We start from the raw sequence: 13,908 nt of genomic DNA, 5'->3' as shown, positions 1-13,908 counted from the left end.
CGGTGCGCGTCAGGGGGCGGTGCGCGTCGTCTGCCACACCGCCCGACGGGTCGCCTGCTCGACGGGGTCGGGCACCGGGAGCGAGGCGAGCAGCCGCTTGGTGTAGTCGTCCTTCGGGTTCGTCAGCACCTGCACCGTCGTGCCCTGCTCGCGGATCTCGCCCTGCCGCAGCACCACGACGCGATCGGCGACCTCGTCGACGACCGCGAGGTCGTGGCTGATGAAGAGCGAGGCGAAGCCGAACTCCCGCTGCAGTTCGGCGAAGAGCTCGAGCACCCGCGCCTGCACCGACACATCGAGCGCGCTCGTGGGCTCGTCCGCGATCAGCAGCTTCGGGTTGAGGATGAGCGCCCGCGCAAGCGACGCCCGCTGGCGCTGCCCGCCGGACAGCTCGTGCGGGTAGCGGTCGCCGTACGAGGTGGGCAGGTGAACGGCATCCAGCAGCTCGTCCACGCGCGCCCGTGCGTTGCGTGCCGAGGAGTCGCGCCCGTGCACGACGAGCGGCTCGGCGATGCACTCGGCGATCGTGAGCAGCGGGTTGAAGCTGGTCGCGGGGTCCTGGAAGACGAAGCCGACATCCGGCCGCAGCCTGGTCAGGTGGCGCGGCTTGGCACCCTTGAGCTCCTGGCCGAGCACCGTGAGCGATCCGCCGAGCACCTCGGTGAGACCGACCATCGCACGGCCGATCGTCGTCTTGCCCGAGCCTGATTCGCCGACGAGCCCGAGCACTTCGCCCGGCGCGATCCAGAAGTCAACGCCCTTCACGGCGATGACTCCCGGCGAGCCGAAGCGGCCGGGGTAGCCGATCTGCACCTTCTTCGCCACGACGAGGCTGCCCTCGGGCGCCTCGGTCGGCGCCGGCGCACCGGGATCCTGAGTAGCGCTCTTGCCCCGGCCGATGCGCGGCACCGCTCCGAGGAGCGCCTTGGTGTACTCCTCGCGCGGGTGGGCGAAGATCTCGTGCACCGGCGCCTGCTCGACGATGTCGCCGCGGTACATCACGACGACCCGGTCGGCCAGGTCCGCGACGACGCCCATGTTGTGCGTGATCAGCACGATCGTCGCGCCGAACTCGTCGCGGCATGCGCGCAGGAGCTCGAGGATCTCGGCCTGCACCGTCACGTCGAGAGCCGTTGTCGGCTCGTCCGCGATGATGAGCTTCGCATCGAGCACGAGCGCCATCGCGATCACCACGCGCTGCTTCTGCCCGCCCGAGAACTGGTGCGGATAGTCGTCGACGCGCTTCTCGGGATCGGGGATGCCGACCTTGCGGAGGATCTCGACCGCCTTGGCCTTGGCCTCGGACTTCGAGAGCTTCTCGTGCGCGCGCAGGCCCTCGGCGATCTGGAACCCGACCGTGAAGACGGGGTTCAGCGCGGTCGACGGCTCCTGGAAGACCATCGCGGCGTCGCGCCCGCGCATCTCGCGCAGGTCGTCGTGACTCGCGTGCACGACGTCGGTCTCGCCGCCGTCGCGCCCGCGGATGAGCACGGCGCCCGACAGCGTCGCCGTCTCGGGGAGGAGCCCGAGGAGCGTGTTGGCCGTCACCGTCTTGCCCGATCCGGACTCGCCGACGATCGCGAGCACCTCGCCCGCGCGCGCCTCGAGGCTGATGCCCGTGACGGCCTGGACCGGCTCGGCATCCGTCGCGAAGGTCACGTGGAGGTCGCGGACCTCGGCGACGGCGGACGAGCGCTGGTTCTGCTGCGCCTGCAGGCTCATGCGGCACCTCCTGCACGGCGACGGCGGCGCAGCCGCGGGTCGCTCAGGTCGTTGAGGCTCTCGCCCACGAGCGTGATTCCGAGCACGACGAAGACGATCGCGAGCCCGGGTGGGATCGAGGTCCACCAGATGCCGCTCGAGGCGTCGGCGACCGAACGGTTGAGGTCGTAGCCCCACTCGGCGGCGGCCGTCGCGTCGATGCCGAATCCGAGGAAGCCGAGGCCGGCGAGGGTCAGGAGCGCCTCGGAGGCGTTGAGCGTCACGATGACCGGCACCGACCGCAGCGAGTTGCGGAGCACGTGGCGGGTCAGGATCCGGTGGGTCGGCACGCCGATCACCCGCGCCGACTCGACGAAGGGCTCGGCTTTGATCCGCACGACGTCGGCCCTGATGACGCGGAAGTACTGCGGCACGAAGACGACCGTGATGGCTATCGCCGCCGACAGGATGCCGCTCCACAGCGTCGAGCGGCCGCCCGAGATCACGATCGAGATGACGATCGCGAGCAGCAGCGACGGGAACGAGTAGATCGCGTCCGCGATGACGACGAGGATCCGATCCAGCCAGCCGCCGAAGTAGCCGCTCAGGAGGCCGAGCGCGATGCCGAGGAAGATCGAGAAGACGATCGCGCAGATGATCGCGAGGATCGCGGTCTGCGCACCCCAGATGACACGCGAGTAGACGTCGAATCCGCCGACCGTCGTGCCCCAGATGTTGAGGGGGTTCGGCGGCTGCTGGGTGCCGAACTTCACGCCGTCGACGCTGCGCTGGGCCCAGCTGTACGGCGCGATCCATGGTGCGAAGATCGCGACGATCACGAACACGGCGAGGATCACGAGGCCCGCGACGAGCATCGCGCGCTGCAGCCCGACGCTCTGACGCAGTTGCGAGATGACCGGAATGCGCTCCCGCAGCGGCTTCTTCCGGGTCGTGAGCACCGGCGGCGCGGCGGTGGTGGTGACGGATGCCGCGGCATCCGTCGTCTGATCCATGGGCTCGACGGACATCAGTACCTCACCCTCGGGTCGATGAGCACGGCGACGATGTCGACGATGAAGTTCGTGACGGCGATGATGACGGCGATCATGATGACGATGCCCTGCACCGCGACGAAGTCGCGAGCCAGGATGTACTGCGCCAGGTGGAAGCCGATCCCCTTCCACTCGAAAGACGTCTCGGTGAGGACCGCGCCCGCGAGCAGGAGCCCGATCTGCAGGCCGATGACCGTGACGATCGGAATGAGCGCGGGACGGTACGCGTGCTTCGTGAGGAGGCGGTACTCGCCGACGCCGCGCGAGCGGGCCGCGGTGACGTACTGGGCTCCCAGCGTGCCGATGACGTTCGTGCGCACGAGGCGCAGGAAGACCCCGGCGGTGAGGAGTCCGAGCGTGAGGCCCGGCAGGATGGCGTGGATCAGGACGTCGCCGACGGCGTCGGCGCTGCCCAGCCGGATGGCGTCGATGAGATAGATGCCGGTCGGGTTCGGCACCGTCTGCAGCAGCAGCTCGGTGCGGGTCGAGGCTCTTCCCGCGACGGGCAGCCAGTCGAGCCACGCCGCGAAGACGAGCTTCAGCAGGATCGCGACGAAGAAGACCGGGGTCGCGTAGACGAGGATCGCTCCGATGCGGAGGAAGGCGTCGGGCCAGCGGTCGCGCAGGCGAGCGGCGAGGAGGCCGAACGGGATGCCGACGATGAATGCCACGATCAGCGCGTAGATCGCGAGCTCGAGCGTCGCCGATCCGAACTGCAGGAGGATCTGGCTGACCGGCTGGTTGTCGGTGATCGTCGTTCCGAAGTCGCCTCGGAAGACGCCCAGGATGTACTCGAAGTACTGGATGAAGAGCGGCCGGTCGTACCCGGCCTCGTGGACCCGCTCGGCGAGCTGATCGGGAGGCAGCCGGCCGCCGAGAGCCGCCGTGATCGGGTCGCCCGTGATGCGGGTGAGGAAGAAGACGACGGTCACCAGGATGATGACCGTGGGGAAGATGAGGAAGAAGCGGATCAGGATGTAACGCCAGAGCCCGCTGCCTTTCGCGGAGACGAGCGGGTCTGCGGTGACCGCTTCTTCGGCGGCGAGAACCATGCGTAAGCCTTAGGGGGTTGTGGCACGGGCCGGCCGCCGAGCCCGGGGCGGATGCGTCATCCGCCCCGGCGCCCGACCTGCCGGCCCGTGCTGAGGTGTTACTGCTTGTTCAACGGTGCGTAGCGGAACTTGAACGAACCGTCGAGCGTCGCTCCGTCGACGTCGGAGCCCACGACCGCGATCTGCGTGCCCTGGAGCAGCGGCAGCGTCGACAGGTCGTTCGCGACCAGCGACTGGATCTTGCCGATCTCCTCTTCGCGCTTGCCGGCGTCGGTCTCGGTCGCCTGCGTCGTGATGAGCTCCTGGACCTCCGGGTTGTCGTAGTGGTTGACCAGGAAGTTCTCCTTCGAGAAGAAGGGCGTCAGGTAGTTGTCGGCGTCGGAGTAGTCCGGGAACCAGCCCAGCTGGTACGCGGGGTACACGTCGGCGGTGCGGTCCTTGGCGTACTGCACCCACTCGGTCTGCTGCAGGTTGACGGTGAACAGGCCGCCCTCCTCGAGCTGCGTCTTGACCGCGGCGTACTCGTCGCCCGACGAGGGGCCGTAGTGATCGCCGTTGTACTGCAGGTTCAGCTGCACGGGGGTCGTGACACCGGCCTGCTCGAGTGTGGCCTTCGCCTTGTCGACGTCGGGTCCGCCGTCGCCGTCGCCGTAGAGCTCCTTGAGGGGCTCGGTGGCGCCGGTCAGGCCCTGCGGGACGAACGAGTAGAGCGGGGTGTAGGTGCCCTTGTACACGTCGTTCGAGAGCTCGGCGCGGTCGACGAGGTTCGCCGCGGCCTGGCGGACGGCGAGCGCCTTGGCCGGGTCGGCCTCGGCCGTCGTCGCACCGTACGGCATCGTGTTGAAGTTGAAGACGATGTAGCGGGTCTCGCCACCGGGGCCGTCAACGATCTTGACCTTGTCGTTCTTCGACAGGTCGTCGATGTCGGTCGCCGACAGGCTGCGGTAGGCCACGTCGATGTCGCCGTTGGCGATGTCGAGCTTGAGGTTCGACGGGTCGGCGTAGTACTTGACCGAGATGCCGCCGTTCTCCGGCGCGGGGAGCGCACCCTCGTAGTCGGCGTAGGGCTTGTACGAGATGAGCTCGTTGACCTTGTACGAGTCGATGACGTACTGGCCGGCGAAGGCCTTGCCGTCGACGATGTCGTCGTCGGGGGTCACGGCGTCGGCCGAGAAGACCTCCTCGTCGACGATCGGACCGGCGGGGCTCGAGAGGATCTGCTCCCAGGTCTGGTCGTTGCCGTTCTTGAGGGTGAAGACGACCGTCGTGTCGTCGGGCGCCTCGACGCTCTCGAGGTTGCCGAGCAGCGACGAGGGGCCGTTCGGGTCGGCGATCTTCACCTGGCGGTCGAACGTGAACTTGACGTCCGACGAGGTCAGCTCGTGGCCGTTGGCGAACTTGAGGCCGTCCTTGAGCTTGACGGTGAACTCGGTGGGCGACGTGAACTCACCGGACTCGGCGATGTCGGGAGTGACGTCGGCCGTGCCGTACTGGCTGTTGAAGAGGAAGGGGTAGATCTGGTTCATCACCGCGAACGAGCCGTTGTCGTACGAGCCCGCCGGGTCGATCGACGTGATCTTGTCGGTGGTGCCGACGATGAGCGGCTCGCCCGAGGCGTCCGCTCCGCCGGTCGAGGAGCCCCCCGCCGCCGCCGGCGCAGCCGGCGAGGAGAAGAGCCGAGGCCCCGAAGGCCCCGATCGCAAGACCGAGACGGCCGCGCGCGCTGTGGTGCAAGGACATAAGTGCTACCTCTGCTGTGAACGGGTCGGCCGCGTCCAAGTGGCGCGGCCCTCGGGATATCCTCACCCCGCACCCGCCAAAGGGCAATCCAGTGAACGATTCGTAACGAGACTGAAACCCTCCGAGAGTGGCACTGGATGCCGCGTCGCGGCCTCTTAGAGGCTGTTCGCGTCACCTCCGCCGCCGCGTCGAGTCGATGGGCTCAGCGGGCGCGGACGGCCAGGTTGCTCGAAGCCCAGCGACCCAGATCGTCGAGGATCGGCAGGAGCCGCTCGCCGCTGTCGGTGAGCGAATAGGCGACGGCGACGGGTGGGCCGGGGTCGACGGCGCGAACGACGAGGCCGGCCTCGGACAGCTCGGCGAGGCGATCCGAGAGTACGGCGTCGCTGATGCCCGTGACGGCGCGGCGCAGCCCCACGAAGGTCGTCGCGCCCGCGCCGAGCGACGACAGGATCATGCCGTTCCAGCGCTTGCCGAGCACCGTGAAGGCGAGCGTGACGGCCGCGTCGCAGGCGCCGTGCTCCATCTCCTCCTCGGGCATGCCTTCATGCTATCCGTGCTACAGTCGCGCTAGCCGCTATGTTTTTCATAGTCGCTATCATTTGCCGATCGGAGTCGTCATGTCCCTGTTCCGCCTGGATGCCAGCATCCTGCCCGCTTCGTCCGCCAGCCGCTCGCTCGCCGACCTCGTCGAGGCCGAGTGGGCCGCCGCGCATCCCGATTCGGGCGTCGTCCGCCGCGACCTCGCGCTCGAGTCCGTACCCGCCACGGCGTGGGCCGACGTCGTGACGTCGCGCTTCGTCGGCGCCGAGCAGCACACCGACCGGCAGCGCGAAGCTCTCGCGCTCGCGACGACCCTCGCCGATGAGGTGGTGGATGCCGAGGCCCTCCTCTTCGCGGTGCCGCTGTACAACTACGGCGTCTCGCAGCACTTCAAGACGTGGTTCGACCTCGCGTACACCGACCCGCGGATCGACCCGCAGGGCACGGCACTCCGCGGCAAGCCCGCGACCCTCGTGACGGTGCTCGGCGGCAATTACGCTCCCGGCACGCCCAAGGAGGGCTGGGACCACTCCACCGCGTGGCTGCGCCGCGTCCTCGAGGACGTGTGGGGCCTCGACCTCCGCGTCGTGCAGCGTCCGTTCACGCTCGTCGGCGTGAACCCGGCGCTCGACGCCTTCGCCGACCACGCGGCCGAGCTCAAGCGCGAGGCCGAGAGCCAGGCCACCGCGTACGGCCAGGAGATCGCCGCGCTCCGTCGCGACGTGGCCTGACTAGTCGCGACCGGCCCACCACTCGGTGAGGCGGCGCTCGGCCTCTTCGGGGCCGATCAGGCCCTCGTCGAGCCGAATGTCGAGCAGGAAGCGGTACGCCTCGCCGACCTCGCGCCCGGGGCCGATGCCGAGCACCTCCTGGATGCGGTTGCCGTCGAGCTCGGGCCGCATCGCGTCGAGCTCCTCCTGAGCCGCGAGCTCGTGGATGCGCTCCTCGATGTCGTCGTAGGCGCCGGCGAGCCGTGCAGCCTTGCGCTTGTTGCGCGTCGTCACGTCGGCGCGCGTGAGGATGTGCAGGCGTTCGAGCTCCGCTCCGGCATCCCGCACGTACCGTCGCACCGCGGAGTCCGTCCAGGCGCCCTCGGCGTAGCCGAAGAAGCGCAGGTGCAGCTCGATGAGCCGCGAGACGACGTTCATCGTGTCCGAGTCGAAGCGCAGAGCCTGCAGGCGCTTCTTCGCCATCCGCGCTCCGCGCACGTCGTGGTGGTGGAACGTCACACCGCCACCCGGCTCCAGCCGTCGGGTCGACGGCTTGCCGATGTCGTGCAGCAGGGCGGCGAGCCGGAGCGGCACGTCGGGCGAGGCATCCGGATTCCGCTCCTTCTCGAGCTCGATCGCCTGCCGGAGCACCGTGAGCGAGTGCTCGTAGACGTCCTTGTGGTGGTGATGCTCATCGACCTCGAGGCGAAGGGCGGGGATCTCGGGCAGGAACTCCTCCATGAGCCCCGTGTCGACGAGGAGACGGATGCCGCGCACAGGATCGTCGGTCTGCAGCAGCCGGACGAGCTCGCTCTGGATGCGCTCGGGGCTCACGATCGAGATCGTCTCGCGCAGCTCGCCGATCGCCGCCTCGGTGGCCGGATCGACGTCGAAGCGGAGCTGCGACGAGAAGCGCGCTGCTCGGAGCATGCGGAGCGGGTCGTCGCCGAAGCTCACCGCGGGGTCGGCCGGGGTGCGCAGGCGCTGCGCGAGCAGGTCCTCCACGCCGCCGGTCGGGTCGACGAGCACGCGGCTCGGGACGCGGAGCGCCATGGAGTTGACCGTGAAGTCGCGCCGGACGAGATCGCCCTCGAGCGTGTCGCCGAACTCGACGGTCGGCTTGCGCGTGACGCCGTCGTAGCTGTCGGCGCGATACGTCGTGACCTCGACCTGCTCGCCGGCGATCCGGGCGCCGATCGTCCCGAAGTCGCGGCCGACATCCCACTGGGCCGAGCTGATCGGCGTGACGATCCGCAGTATCTCGTCGGGCCGGGCATCCGTCGTGAAATCCAGGTCGTGCGTCTCGCGGCCCAGCAGCGCGTCGCGGACCGGGCCGCCGACGATGGCGAGCTCGCGCCCCGCATCGGCGAACGCGCGAGCGAGGGTCGCGACCGCGCGCGACTCGGCGAGCGCGCCGAGGCGTTGCACGCCCTCGGCCATGTTGAGCATGGTTCGAGCCTACCGAGAGCCGCGTCCGTGCCCTGCCGAGCGGGTGGGCGGGAGCGGGTGTCAGGCGAAGGTCAGGAATCCCGTGAAGACGAGTTCGCGGATCCGCGGCAGAAGATCCTCACGCAGAGCAGTCGCATCGACCTCGAGCAGCTCGGCGATCGCGCCGACCAGAGGACCCACCGCGAGATCGCCGTCGCAGGCTCCGACGAGCGCGGCGAGCGCCGGGTCGACCTCGATCGTGCGGCCGAAACCACCGCCCTGCCGGAGCTCGATGACGCTCGGAGCCTCGGCCCCCGGCAGGTGGTGGCGCGCCTCGCTCACGTCGGGGGCCACGAGAAGGACGGATGCCTCGAGCTCGGCGTCGTCGAGCCCGGCCAGCCGGTCATGCGCGGCGAGCGCCGCCGCGAGGTGCGGGCCCAGCGGTGCACCGCCGAGCGACTGCCCGATCCGTTCGTACCGCGCGAGCGTCGGCGACCCGGCCTCGGGCCGGCGCAGCAGGATGTAGCCGAACCCGACATGCTCGACGCCCCGCTCCGCGAAGTCCTCGAGCCACGCGTCGATGAGGCCGGCGAACTCCGGCCTTCCGGGCACCGTGCCCCCGTCGCGGATCCAGAGCTCGGCATAGGACAGGGGGTCCAGCACCTCGCGCTCCACGACCCACGCGTCGAGCGGCACCGGCGAGGCGTCGACCCAGTCCCGCACGCGATCGAGTCCGGCAGCGCCGTCCCGCGTCTCCCAGTTGCCGAGCAGCTGCGCGACTCCGCCGGGGAGGAGGTGCTCGCCGACGGTCCGGACGAAGTGCGCGACGAGGTCGTCGCCGGCCATGCCGCCGTCGCGATATTCGTATGCGGGCACTCCGGCCGCGCGGGGGGTGATGACGAACGGCGGATTCGAGGCGATCCGATCGAACCGCTCGCCGCGCACGGGCTCGAACAGGCTCCCCGAACGCGGCTCTATGCCGTCGACGACATTCAGCATCGCGTTGAGGCGCGTGAAGGCCAGTGCGCGCTCCGACGTGTCGGTCGCCACGACCTCGCCGACGTTCCTCCGTGCGCGCAGCGCCTGGATGCCGCATCCCGTCCCGATGTCGAGCCCCCGGCGCGCGGGGGTCGGCAACTGCAGCCCGGCGAGCGTCATCGAAGCACCGCCGACGCCGAGTACGTGATCCTCGGGAAGGGGCCCGCCGAGCACGGCCTCGTCGAGGTCGCTCGCGACCCACCAGCCACCGTCGCCCGACTCGTCGGCGAACGGCTGAGGTCGCACGACGGCGAGGGGACGGATGCCTTCCTCCACCGCCGCCGCGAGGTTCAGCGCCACGAGCCCTGCGCCGGTCGTGCGCGGCAGCGCCTCGTCGACGAGCGCGGCGGGCTGCGGCATCCCGAGCATGAGGAGCCTTGCGAGGACGGCGAGCGGGTCGGTGCGTCCCGCCAGCGCCCGCTCGGCCGGCCGACGGAGGCCGCGTGCGATCGCGTCGTCGGCGATCTCGCCCCAGGCGGCGCGCACATCCTCGCCGTGGAACCGGGCCGCCCGGAGGTCTTCGGCGAGGGCGGCGCACAGCCGCGGGTCGGGCTGCGGCAGGGGAAGCGACGGCATGAGCCCATTCAACCCCGATGACCGGCGGGGCGCGGGGCGAGGCATCCGTCCCGGCGAACCGCGGGCACCGCTCGGGGGCCTTGGAGGCACCGCACGTAGAATCGCAGTCGATCGTGCGGTCCGGAATCGCACAGGAGCGAACCCCAGCATGATTGAGTCCCCACCGCCTGCCGTGCCGTCCGCGCGGCGAGTGCGCGCTCGGCTGTGCGCGCTCGTGGGGATCACCACGCTGCTCTTCGCCCCCGTCGCCGGGCCCGCGGCGAGTGCTGCGGCATCCGTCGGCGTCTGGGGTGCGACACCTTCTCCCACGCCGACGCCCGAGCCCGGCGAGGCGGTCTTCACGCTGTCGCCCATCTCGAACGGCCTCATCCAGCCGGGGCAGCCGATCAACGTGTCGGTCACGATGACGAACGACAGCGCGGCTACCACGGCGGGCGGCACGGTCTCGCTCGCCGTCGGATCGACGCCGTTCTCGAGTCGCGCCGACCTCGACGACTGGCTGGACGGCGACGGGACCGAGGTGCCGGTCACTCCTGTCGCTGCGACGACATTCCCCGCGGTCGCTCCGGGGACCGGCGAGACGCAAGGCGTCACAGTGGATGCCGCCGCTCCCGCGATCGCGAACCTCGCGCCGGGCGCCTATCCCGTCGTCGCGACGCTTTCGACGCCGACCGGCAGCTACACCTCCCCGAGCGTCGTCGTGGTGCCATCGGCGCCCGGGCGCGAGGTCGGCGTGGGCGTGGTCGTGCCGATCACGGGGCCCGCGACCCAGGAGGGTCTCCTGACGGCAGCCGAGCTGGAGCAGCTGACCTCGCCCCAGGGCTCGCTCACGGCCCAGCTCGATGCGGTCGACGGCACCGAGGCCATCCTCGCGGTCGACCCCGCGCTGCTCGCGGCCATCCGGGTGCTCGGCACGTCGGCGCCCGAGAGCGCCCTCGCGTGGCTCACGCGCCTCGAGACGTTGAGCAACACCCGCTTCGCGCTGCAGTACGGCGATGCCGATGTCGCGTCCCAGGTGCAGGCGAAGATCGTGCCGCCCCTCCAGCCGACGTCGCTGCAGTACGCCATGACGCCTGCCGACTTCGCGCCCGTGCCGAACGAGTCCCCGTCACCCACGCCGACCCCGACGCCGTCGGGCGACCCGACGGCTCCCGCGTACCCCGATCTGCCCAGCCTCCTCAGCATCGGCGATTCGCGCGCAGGGGTCTTCTGGCCCGAGACCGGTACGGCCGGCGCGGACGTCGTGTCGGCGCTCGGCGGGCTCACGGTCGAGGATCAGCAGGCGCTCACTCTCATCCCGTCCACGACGACTGTCGCCGGCGCGGACGGTGCCACGGTCCCCGCGCGCGGCGACGCGGACACGGCGGCGGTCCTCGTCTACGACCAAGCCGTCTCTGAGGAGCTCCGGGAGGCATCCGTCCTCGACGACGGCGCCCTGCGCAACGCGCACCTCGCAGCCGCAACGGCGTTCCTCTCGTTCGCCCTCGCCGAGACCGACGGTGCGCCGCTCCTCGTGACGGTCGACCGGGGCGAGGACCGCTCACGGGTCGCGCTTCGGACAGCCATCTCCGCCGCACTCCAGGCTCCGACCGCCGTGCCGTACTCGCTGGGCGCGCTGGCCAACACCCCCGCGACTCCCGTCGAGGTGATCGACATCGCGCCCGACGCGGCGCGAGTGGCCGCGGCATCCGGTCTTGTCGCAGCGGAAGGACAGCTGACGCAGTTCGCGACGGTGCTCGACGACCCCGCGCAGGTCACGGGCCGCGAGCGCAACGACATCCTCCAACTGCTGGGTGAAGCGTGGCGCGCCGATCCCGACGCATGGGGCGTCGCCCTCTCGGACCATCAGGAGACGACGACCGCGACACTCGACTCGGTCGGCATCCTGCGGGCGAGCCCGATCCAGCTGATCACCTCGGGCGCCGTCATCCCGGTATGGATCCGCAATGACCTTCCCTATCCGGTCAACGTCACCCTGCTCGCATCGCCCGACGATCTGCGGCTCGAGGTGCAGGAGACCACCAAGGTCGTCGCCCAGCCGCAGAGCAACACCCGGGTCGAGGTGCCCGTCCAGGCCCAGATCGGCAGCGGCGACGTCACGATCGCGCTCGAGCTGCGCAGCCCGACGGGCGTCCAGATCGGCCAGCCCGAGGTGCGCGAAGTGCACGTGCGCGCCGACTGGGAGGGCATCGGCCTCGTCATCCTGGGAGTGCTCGCCGTCGGCTTCGTGCTGCTGGGCGTGATCCGCACGATCCTGCGCCGGCGCGGCCGGAAGACGGATGCCGCGGCAGAAGCGGCCGACGAAGACACCGACGCCGCCGCCTACGAGGGGCCGGACATCGAGACCCCCGCTGAGCCGAAGGGTGACGCATCGTGAGCAGCATCGCCCGCGCGAGCGCGCTCATCGGCGCGGGGACCATCGTCTCCCGCCTGACGGGCCTCCTTCGCACCATCGTCCTCGTCGCCGCCGTCGGAGCGGTGAGCGAGGCAGGCGACGCGTTCGCGGTCGCCAATCAGCTGCCGAACAACATCTACGCGATCATCTCGACGGGCCTGCTGACGGCCGTCATCGTGCCGCAGATCGTCAAGGTCGCCGCGCATCCCGACGGAGGTCAGGCCTTCATCTCGAAGCTCCTGACGCTCGGCGTCGTGGCGCTCCTCGTCACGACCGCGGTCGCGATCGCGGTGGCTCCATGGCTGGTGACGCTCTACGCACCCGACTTCACCCCCGACCAGCTGGCACTGTCGACCACGTTCGCCTACTGGTGCCTGCCGCAGATCTTCTTCTACGGGCTCTTCGCACTCCTCGGCGAGATCCTCAACGCGCGGCGCGTCTTCGGCCCCTACACGTGGGCTCCCATCGTCAACAACCTCGTGTCGATCACGGGCTTCATCTTCTTCATCGTGCTGTTCGGCTCCGACCAGAATGTCGTCGACGACTGGACGCTCGGCATGATCGCGCTCCTCGCCGGCACGGCGACGCTCGGCATCATCCTTCAGACGGTGCTGCTGCTCTTCTTCTGGCGGCGGGCGAGCCTCCAGCTGCGTCCCGACTTCCGCTGGCGCGGCGTGGGACTCAACCACCTCGGCCGGCTCGCCGGCTGGACGTTCCTGATGGTCGTGGCGGGCCAGCTCGCGGGGCTCATGCAGTCCCGGGTGCTGTCGCCGGCGTCGGGCACCGCTCCCGCTCAGCTGGCGTCGCAGAACGCATGGCTCATCTTCATGCTCCCCTATTCGGTCATCGTGCTCTCGATCGGAACGCCGTACTTCACACGCCTGAGCGAGCACGCGCATGCCGGTCGCGACGGCGACGTCCGCGCCGACATCGGCAGCAGCATCCGCACCCTCGGGCTCTTCACGGTGCTCGCCACCGCGGCGCTCGCCGTCGCGGCGGTGCCGGCATCCCGGATCTTCACGGGATCCGCTGCGCAGGCTCAGCAGGCGGCTCTGGTGCTGGTGTGCTTCCTCGTCTCGCTCGTCCCGCTCGCGGTGCTCTTCGTCGTCCAGCGAACCTTCTACGCGTACGACGACACCCGCACACCCTTCTTCTTCACGCTGGTCCAGGCGGCGCTCGTCGTGGCGACGGCGCTCCTCGTGCAGGCGACCGTGCCCGTCGACTACCTCGCCGCGGGTGTGGCGCTCGGCCAGTCGCTCGCGAGCATCGTGCAGGTCGTGATCGCGACGTGGCTCCTGCATCGCCGCCTCGGCGGCATCGGAGTGGGCGGATGGATGCTGTCGCTCGGCCGCTTCTTCCTCGCCGCCGTTCCCGCAGCCGCAGCCGGCTGGGGCACGTTCCTCCTCCTCGGCGGAGTGGACGGCTGGACGGTGTCGGACCGCCTCCTCGGCGCGATCGGCACCGCCATCATCGGCACCGTGGCCGCCGTCGTATATCTCGCGTTCCTGTGGCTCCTCCGGGCGCCCGAGCTCGCCGTCGTGCGGCCGATCCTGCGCCGCGTCCTGCGGCGCTGATCGAGCCCCGACCTCCGTCCCGGCACGGGTTCTGTGAACCGCCTTCCCGGCCGCAGGCGGCGGAATATCCGACGCCTACGATGGGTTGAGTCATCCGAA

The 13,908-nt window shown here is 70.2% G+C and carries 9 protein-coding genes and 1 pseudogene; 3 read left to right on the top strand and 7 right to left on the bottom strand.

Going from position 1 to position 13,908, the window contains the following annotated elements:
* Positions 1-9: 9 nt before the first annotated feature.
* The 5 genes and pseudogenes from G5T42_RS05385 to G5T42_RS05365 all read right to left on the bottom strand — a co-directional run bounded on the left by G5T42_RS05385 (position 10) and on the right by G5T42_RS05365 (position 6,086).
* Positions 10-1,722, bottom strand: a complete 1,713-nt coding sequence (locus G5T42_RS05385) for an ABC transporter ATP-binding protein (RefSeq protein ID WP_165126494.1) — start codon at positions 1,720-1,722, stop codon at positions 10-12.
* Positions 1,719-2,729: an ABC transporter permease gene (locus G5T42_RS05380; protein ID WP_241245967.1), complete on the bottom strand. Its 1,011-nt coding sequence runs from the start codon at positions 2,727-2,729 to the stop codon at positions 1,719-1,721. Before G5T42_RS05380 ends, G5T42_RS05385 begins: the two co-directional genes overlap by 4 nt.
* On the bottom strand, positions 2,729-3,805 hold the full coding sequence (locus G5T42_RS05375) for an ABC transporter permease (RefSeq protein WP_165126491.1): 1,077 nt from the start codon (positions 3,803-3,805) through the stop codon (positions 2,729-2,731). The genes G5T42_RS05380 and G5T42_RS05375 overlap by 1 nt, the downstream gene beginning before the upstream one ends.
* 98 nt (positions 3,806-3,903) lie before the next feature.
* Positions 3,904-5,545: pseudogene (locus tag G5T42_RS05370) on the bottom strand (ABC transporter substrate-binding protein).
* A 202-nt stretch (positions 5,546-5,747) separates the two neighbouring features.
* Positions 5,748-6,086 (bottom strand): helix-turn-helix domain-containing protein, encoded by a 339-nt coding sequence (locus G5T42_RS05365; RefSeq protein WP_165126485.1) that lies wholly within the window; start codon positions 6,084-6,086, stop codon positions 5,748-5,750.
* Between the two features lie 79 nt (positions 6,087-6,165).
* Between G5T42_RS05365 and G5T42_RS05360 the strand changes: the two genes are divergently transcribed.
* Positions 6,166-6,819 carry an NAD(P)H-dependent oxidoreductase gene (locus G5T42_RS05360; RefSeq protein ID WP_165126482.1) on the top strand — a complete coding sequence of 218 codons (654 nt, stop codon included), beginning with the start codon at positions 6,166-6,168 and terminating at the stop codon, positions 6,817-6,819.
* On the opposite strand, the gene G5T42_RS05355 is transcribed toward G5T42_RS05360, so the two are convergent.
* Both G5T42_RS05355 and G5T42_RS05350 read right to left on the bottom strand, forming a co-directional pair.
* Positions 6,820-8,247 (bottom strand): CCA tRNA nucleotidyltransferase, encoded by a 1,428-nt coding sequence (locus G5T42_RS05355; RefSeq protein ID WP_165126479.1) that lies wholly within the window; start codon positions 8,245-8,247, stop codon positions 6,820-6,822.
* Between the two features lie 60 nt (positions 8,248-8,307).
* Complete coding sequence (locus G5T42_RS05350; protein WP_165126476.1) at positions 8,308-9,840, bottom strand: methyltransferase; 1,533 nt, start codon at positions 9,838-9,840, stop codon at positions 8,308-8,310.
* Between G5T42_RS05350 and G5T42_RS05345 the strand changes: the two genes are divergently transcribed.
* Both G5T42_RS05345 and murJ read left to right on the top strand, forming a co-directional pair.
* Positions 9,839-12,217: a DUF6049 family protein gene (locus G5T42_RS05345; RefSeq protein ID WP_347104288.1), complete on the top strand. Its 2,379-nt coding sequence runs from the start codon at positions 9,839-9,841 to the stop codon at positions 12,215-12,217. The two genes, G5T42_RS05350 and G5T42_RS05345, sit on opposite strands and share 2 nt — an antisense overlap.
* Entirely contained in the window at positions 12,214-13,809 is a 1,596-nt protein-coding gene (murJ, locus tag G5T42_RS05340) for a murein biosynthesis integral membrane protein MurJ (RefSeq protein WP_165126470.1), read from the top strand. The genes G5T42_RS05345 and murJ overlap by 4 nt, the downstream gene beginning before the upstream one ends.
* Positions 13,810-13,908 lie beyond the last annotated feature (99 nt).

This window comes from Microbacterium sp. 4R-513, assembly GCF_011046485.1.
Classification (GTDB): domain Bacteria; phylum Actinomycetota; class Actinomycetes; order Actinomycetales; family Microbacteriaceae; genus Microbacterium.
Note: the sequence above shows the minus strand (reverse complement) of the source record. Positions and strands in the feature narration are given on the sequence as shown.

What these genes read in the sequence shown, in the direction of transcription:
- G5T42_RS05385 (WP_165126494.1), bottom strand. Translation starts at nt 1,722, where the DNA reads ATGAGCCTGCAGGCGCAGCAGAACCAGCGCTCGTCCGCCGTCGCCGAG.
- G5T42_RS05380 (WP_241245967.1), bottom strand. Translation starts at nt 2,729, where the DNA reads ATGTCCGTCGAGCCCATGGATCAGACGACGGATGCCGCGGCATCCGTC.
- G5T42_RS05375 (WP_165126491.1), bottom strand. Translation starts at nt 3,805, where the DNA reads ATGGTTCTCGCCGCCGAAGAAGCGGTCACCGCAGACCCGCTCGTCTCC.
- G5T42_RS05365 (WP_165126485.1), bottom strand. Translation starts at nt 6,086, where the DNA reads ATGCCCGAGGAGGAGATGGAGCACGGCGCCTGCGACGCGGCCGTCACG.
- G5T42_RS05360 (WP_165126482.1), top strand. Translation starts at nt 6,166, where the DNA reads ATGTCCCTGTTCCGCCTGGATGCCAGCATCCTGCCCGCTTCGTCCGCC.
- G5T42_RS05355 (WP_165126479.1), bottom strand. Translation starts at nt 8,247, where the DNA reads ATGCTCAACATGGCCGAGGGCGTGCAACGCCTCGGCGCGCTCGCCGAG.
- G5T42_RS05345 (WP_347104288.1), top strand. Translation starts at nt 9,839, where the DNA reads ATGAGCCCATTCAACCCCGATGACCGGCGGGGCGCGGGGCGAGGCATC.
- G5T42_RS05350 (WP_165126476.1), bottom strand. Translation starts at nt 9,840, where the DNA reads ATGCCGTCGCTTCCCCTGCCGCAGCCCGACCCGCGGCTGTGCGCCGCC.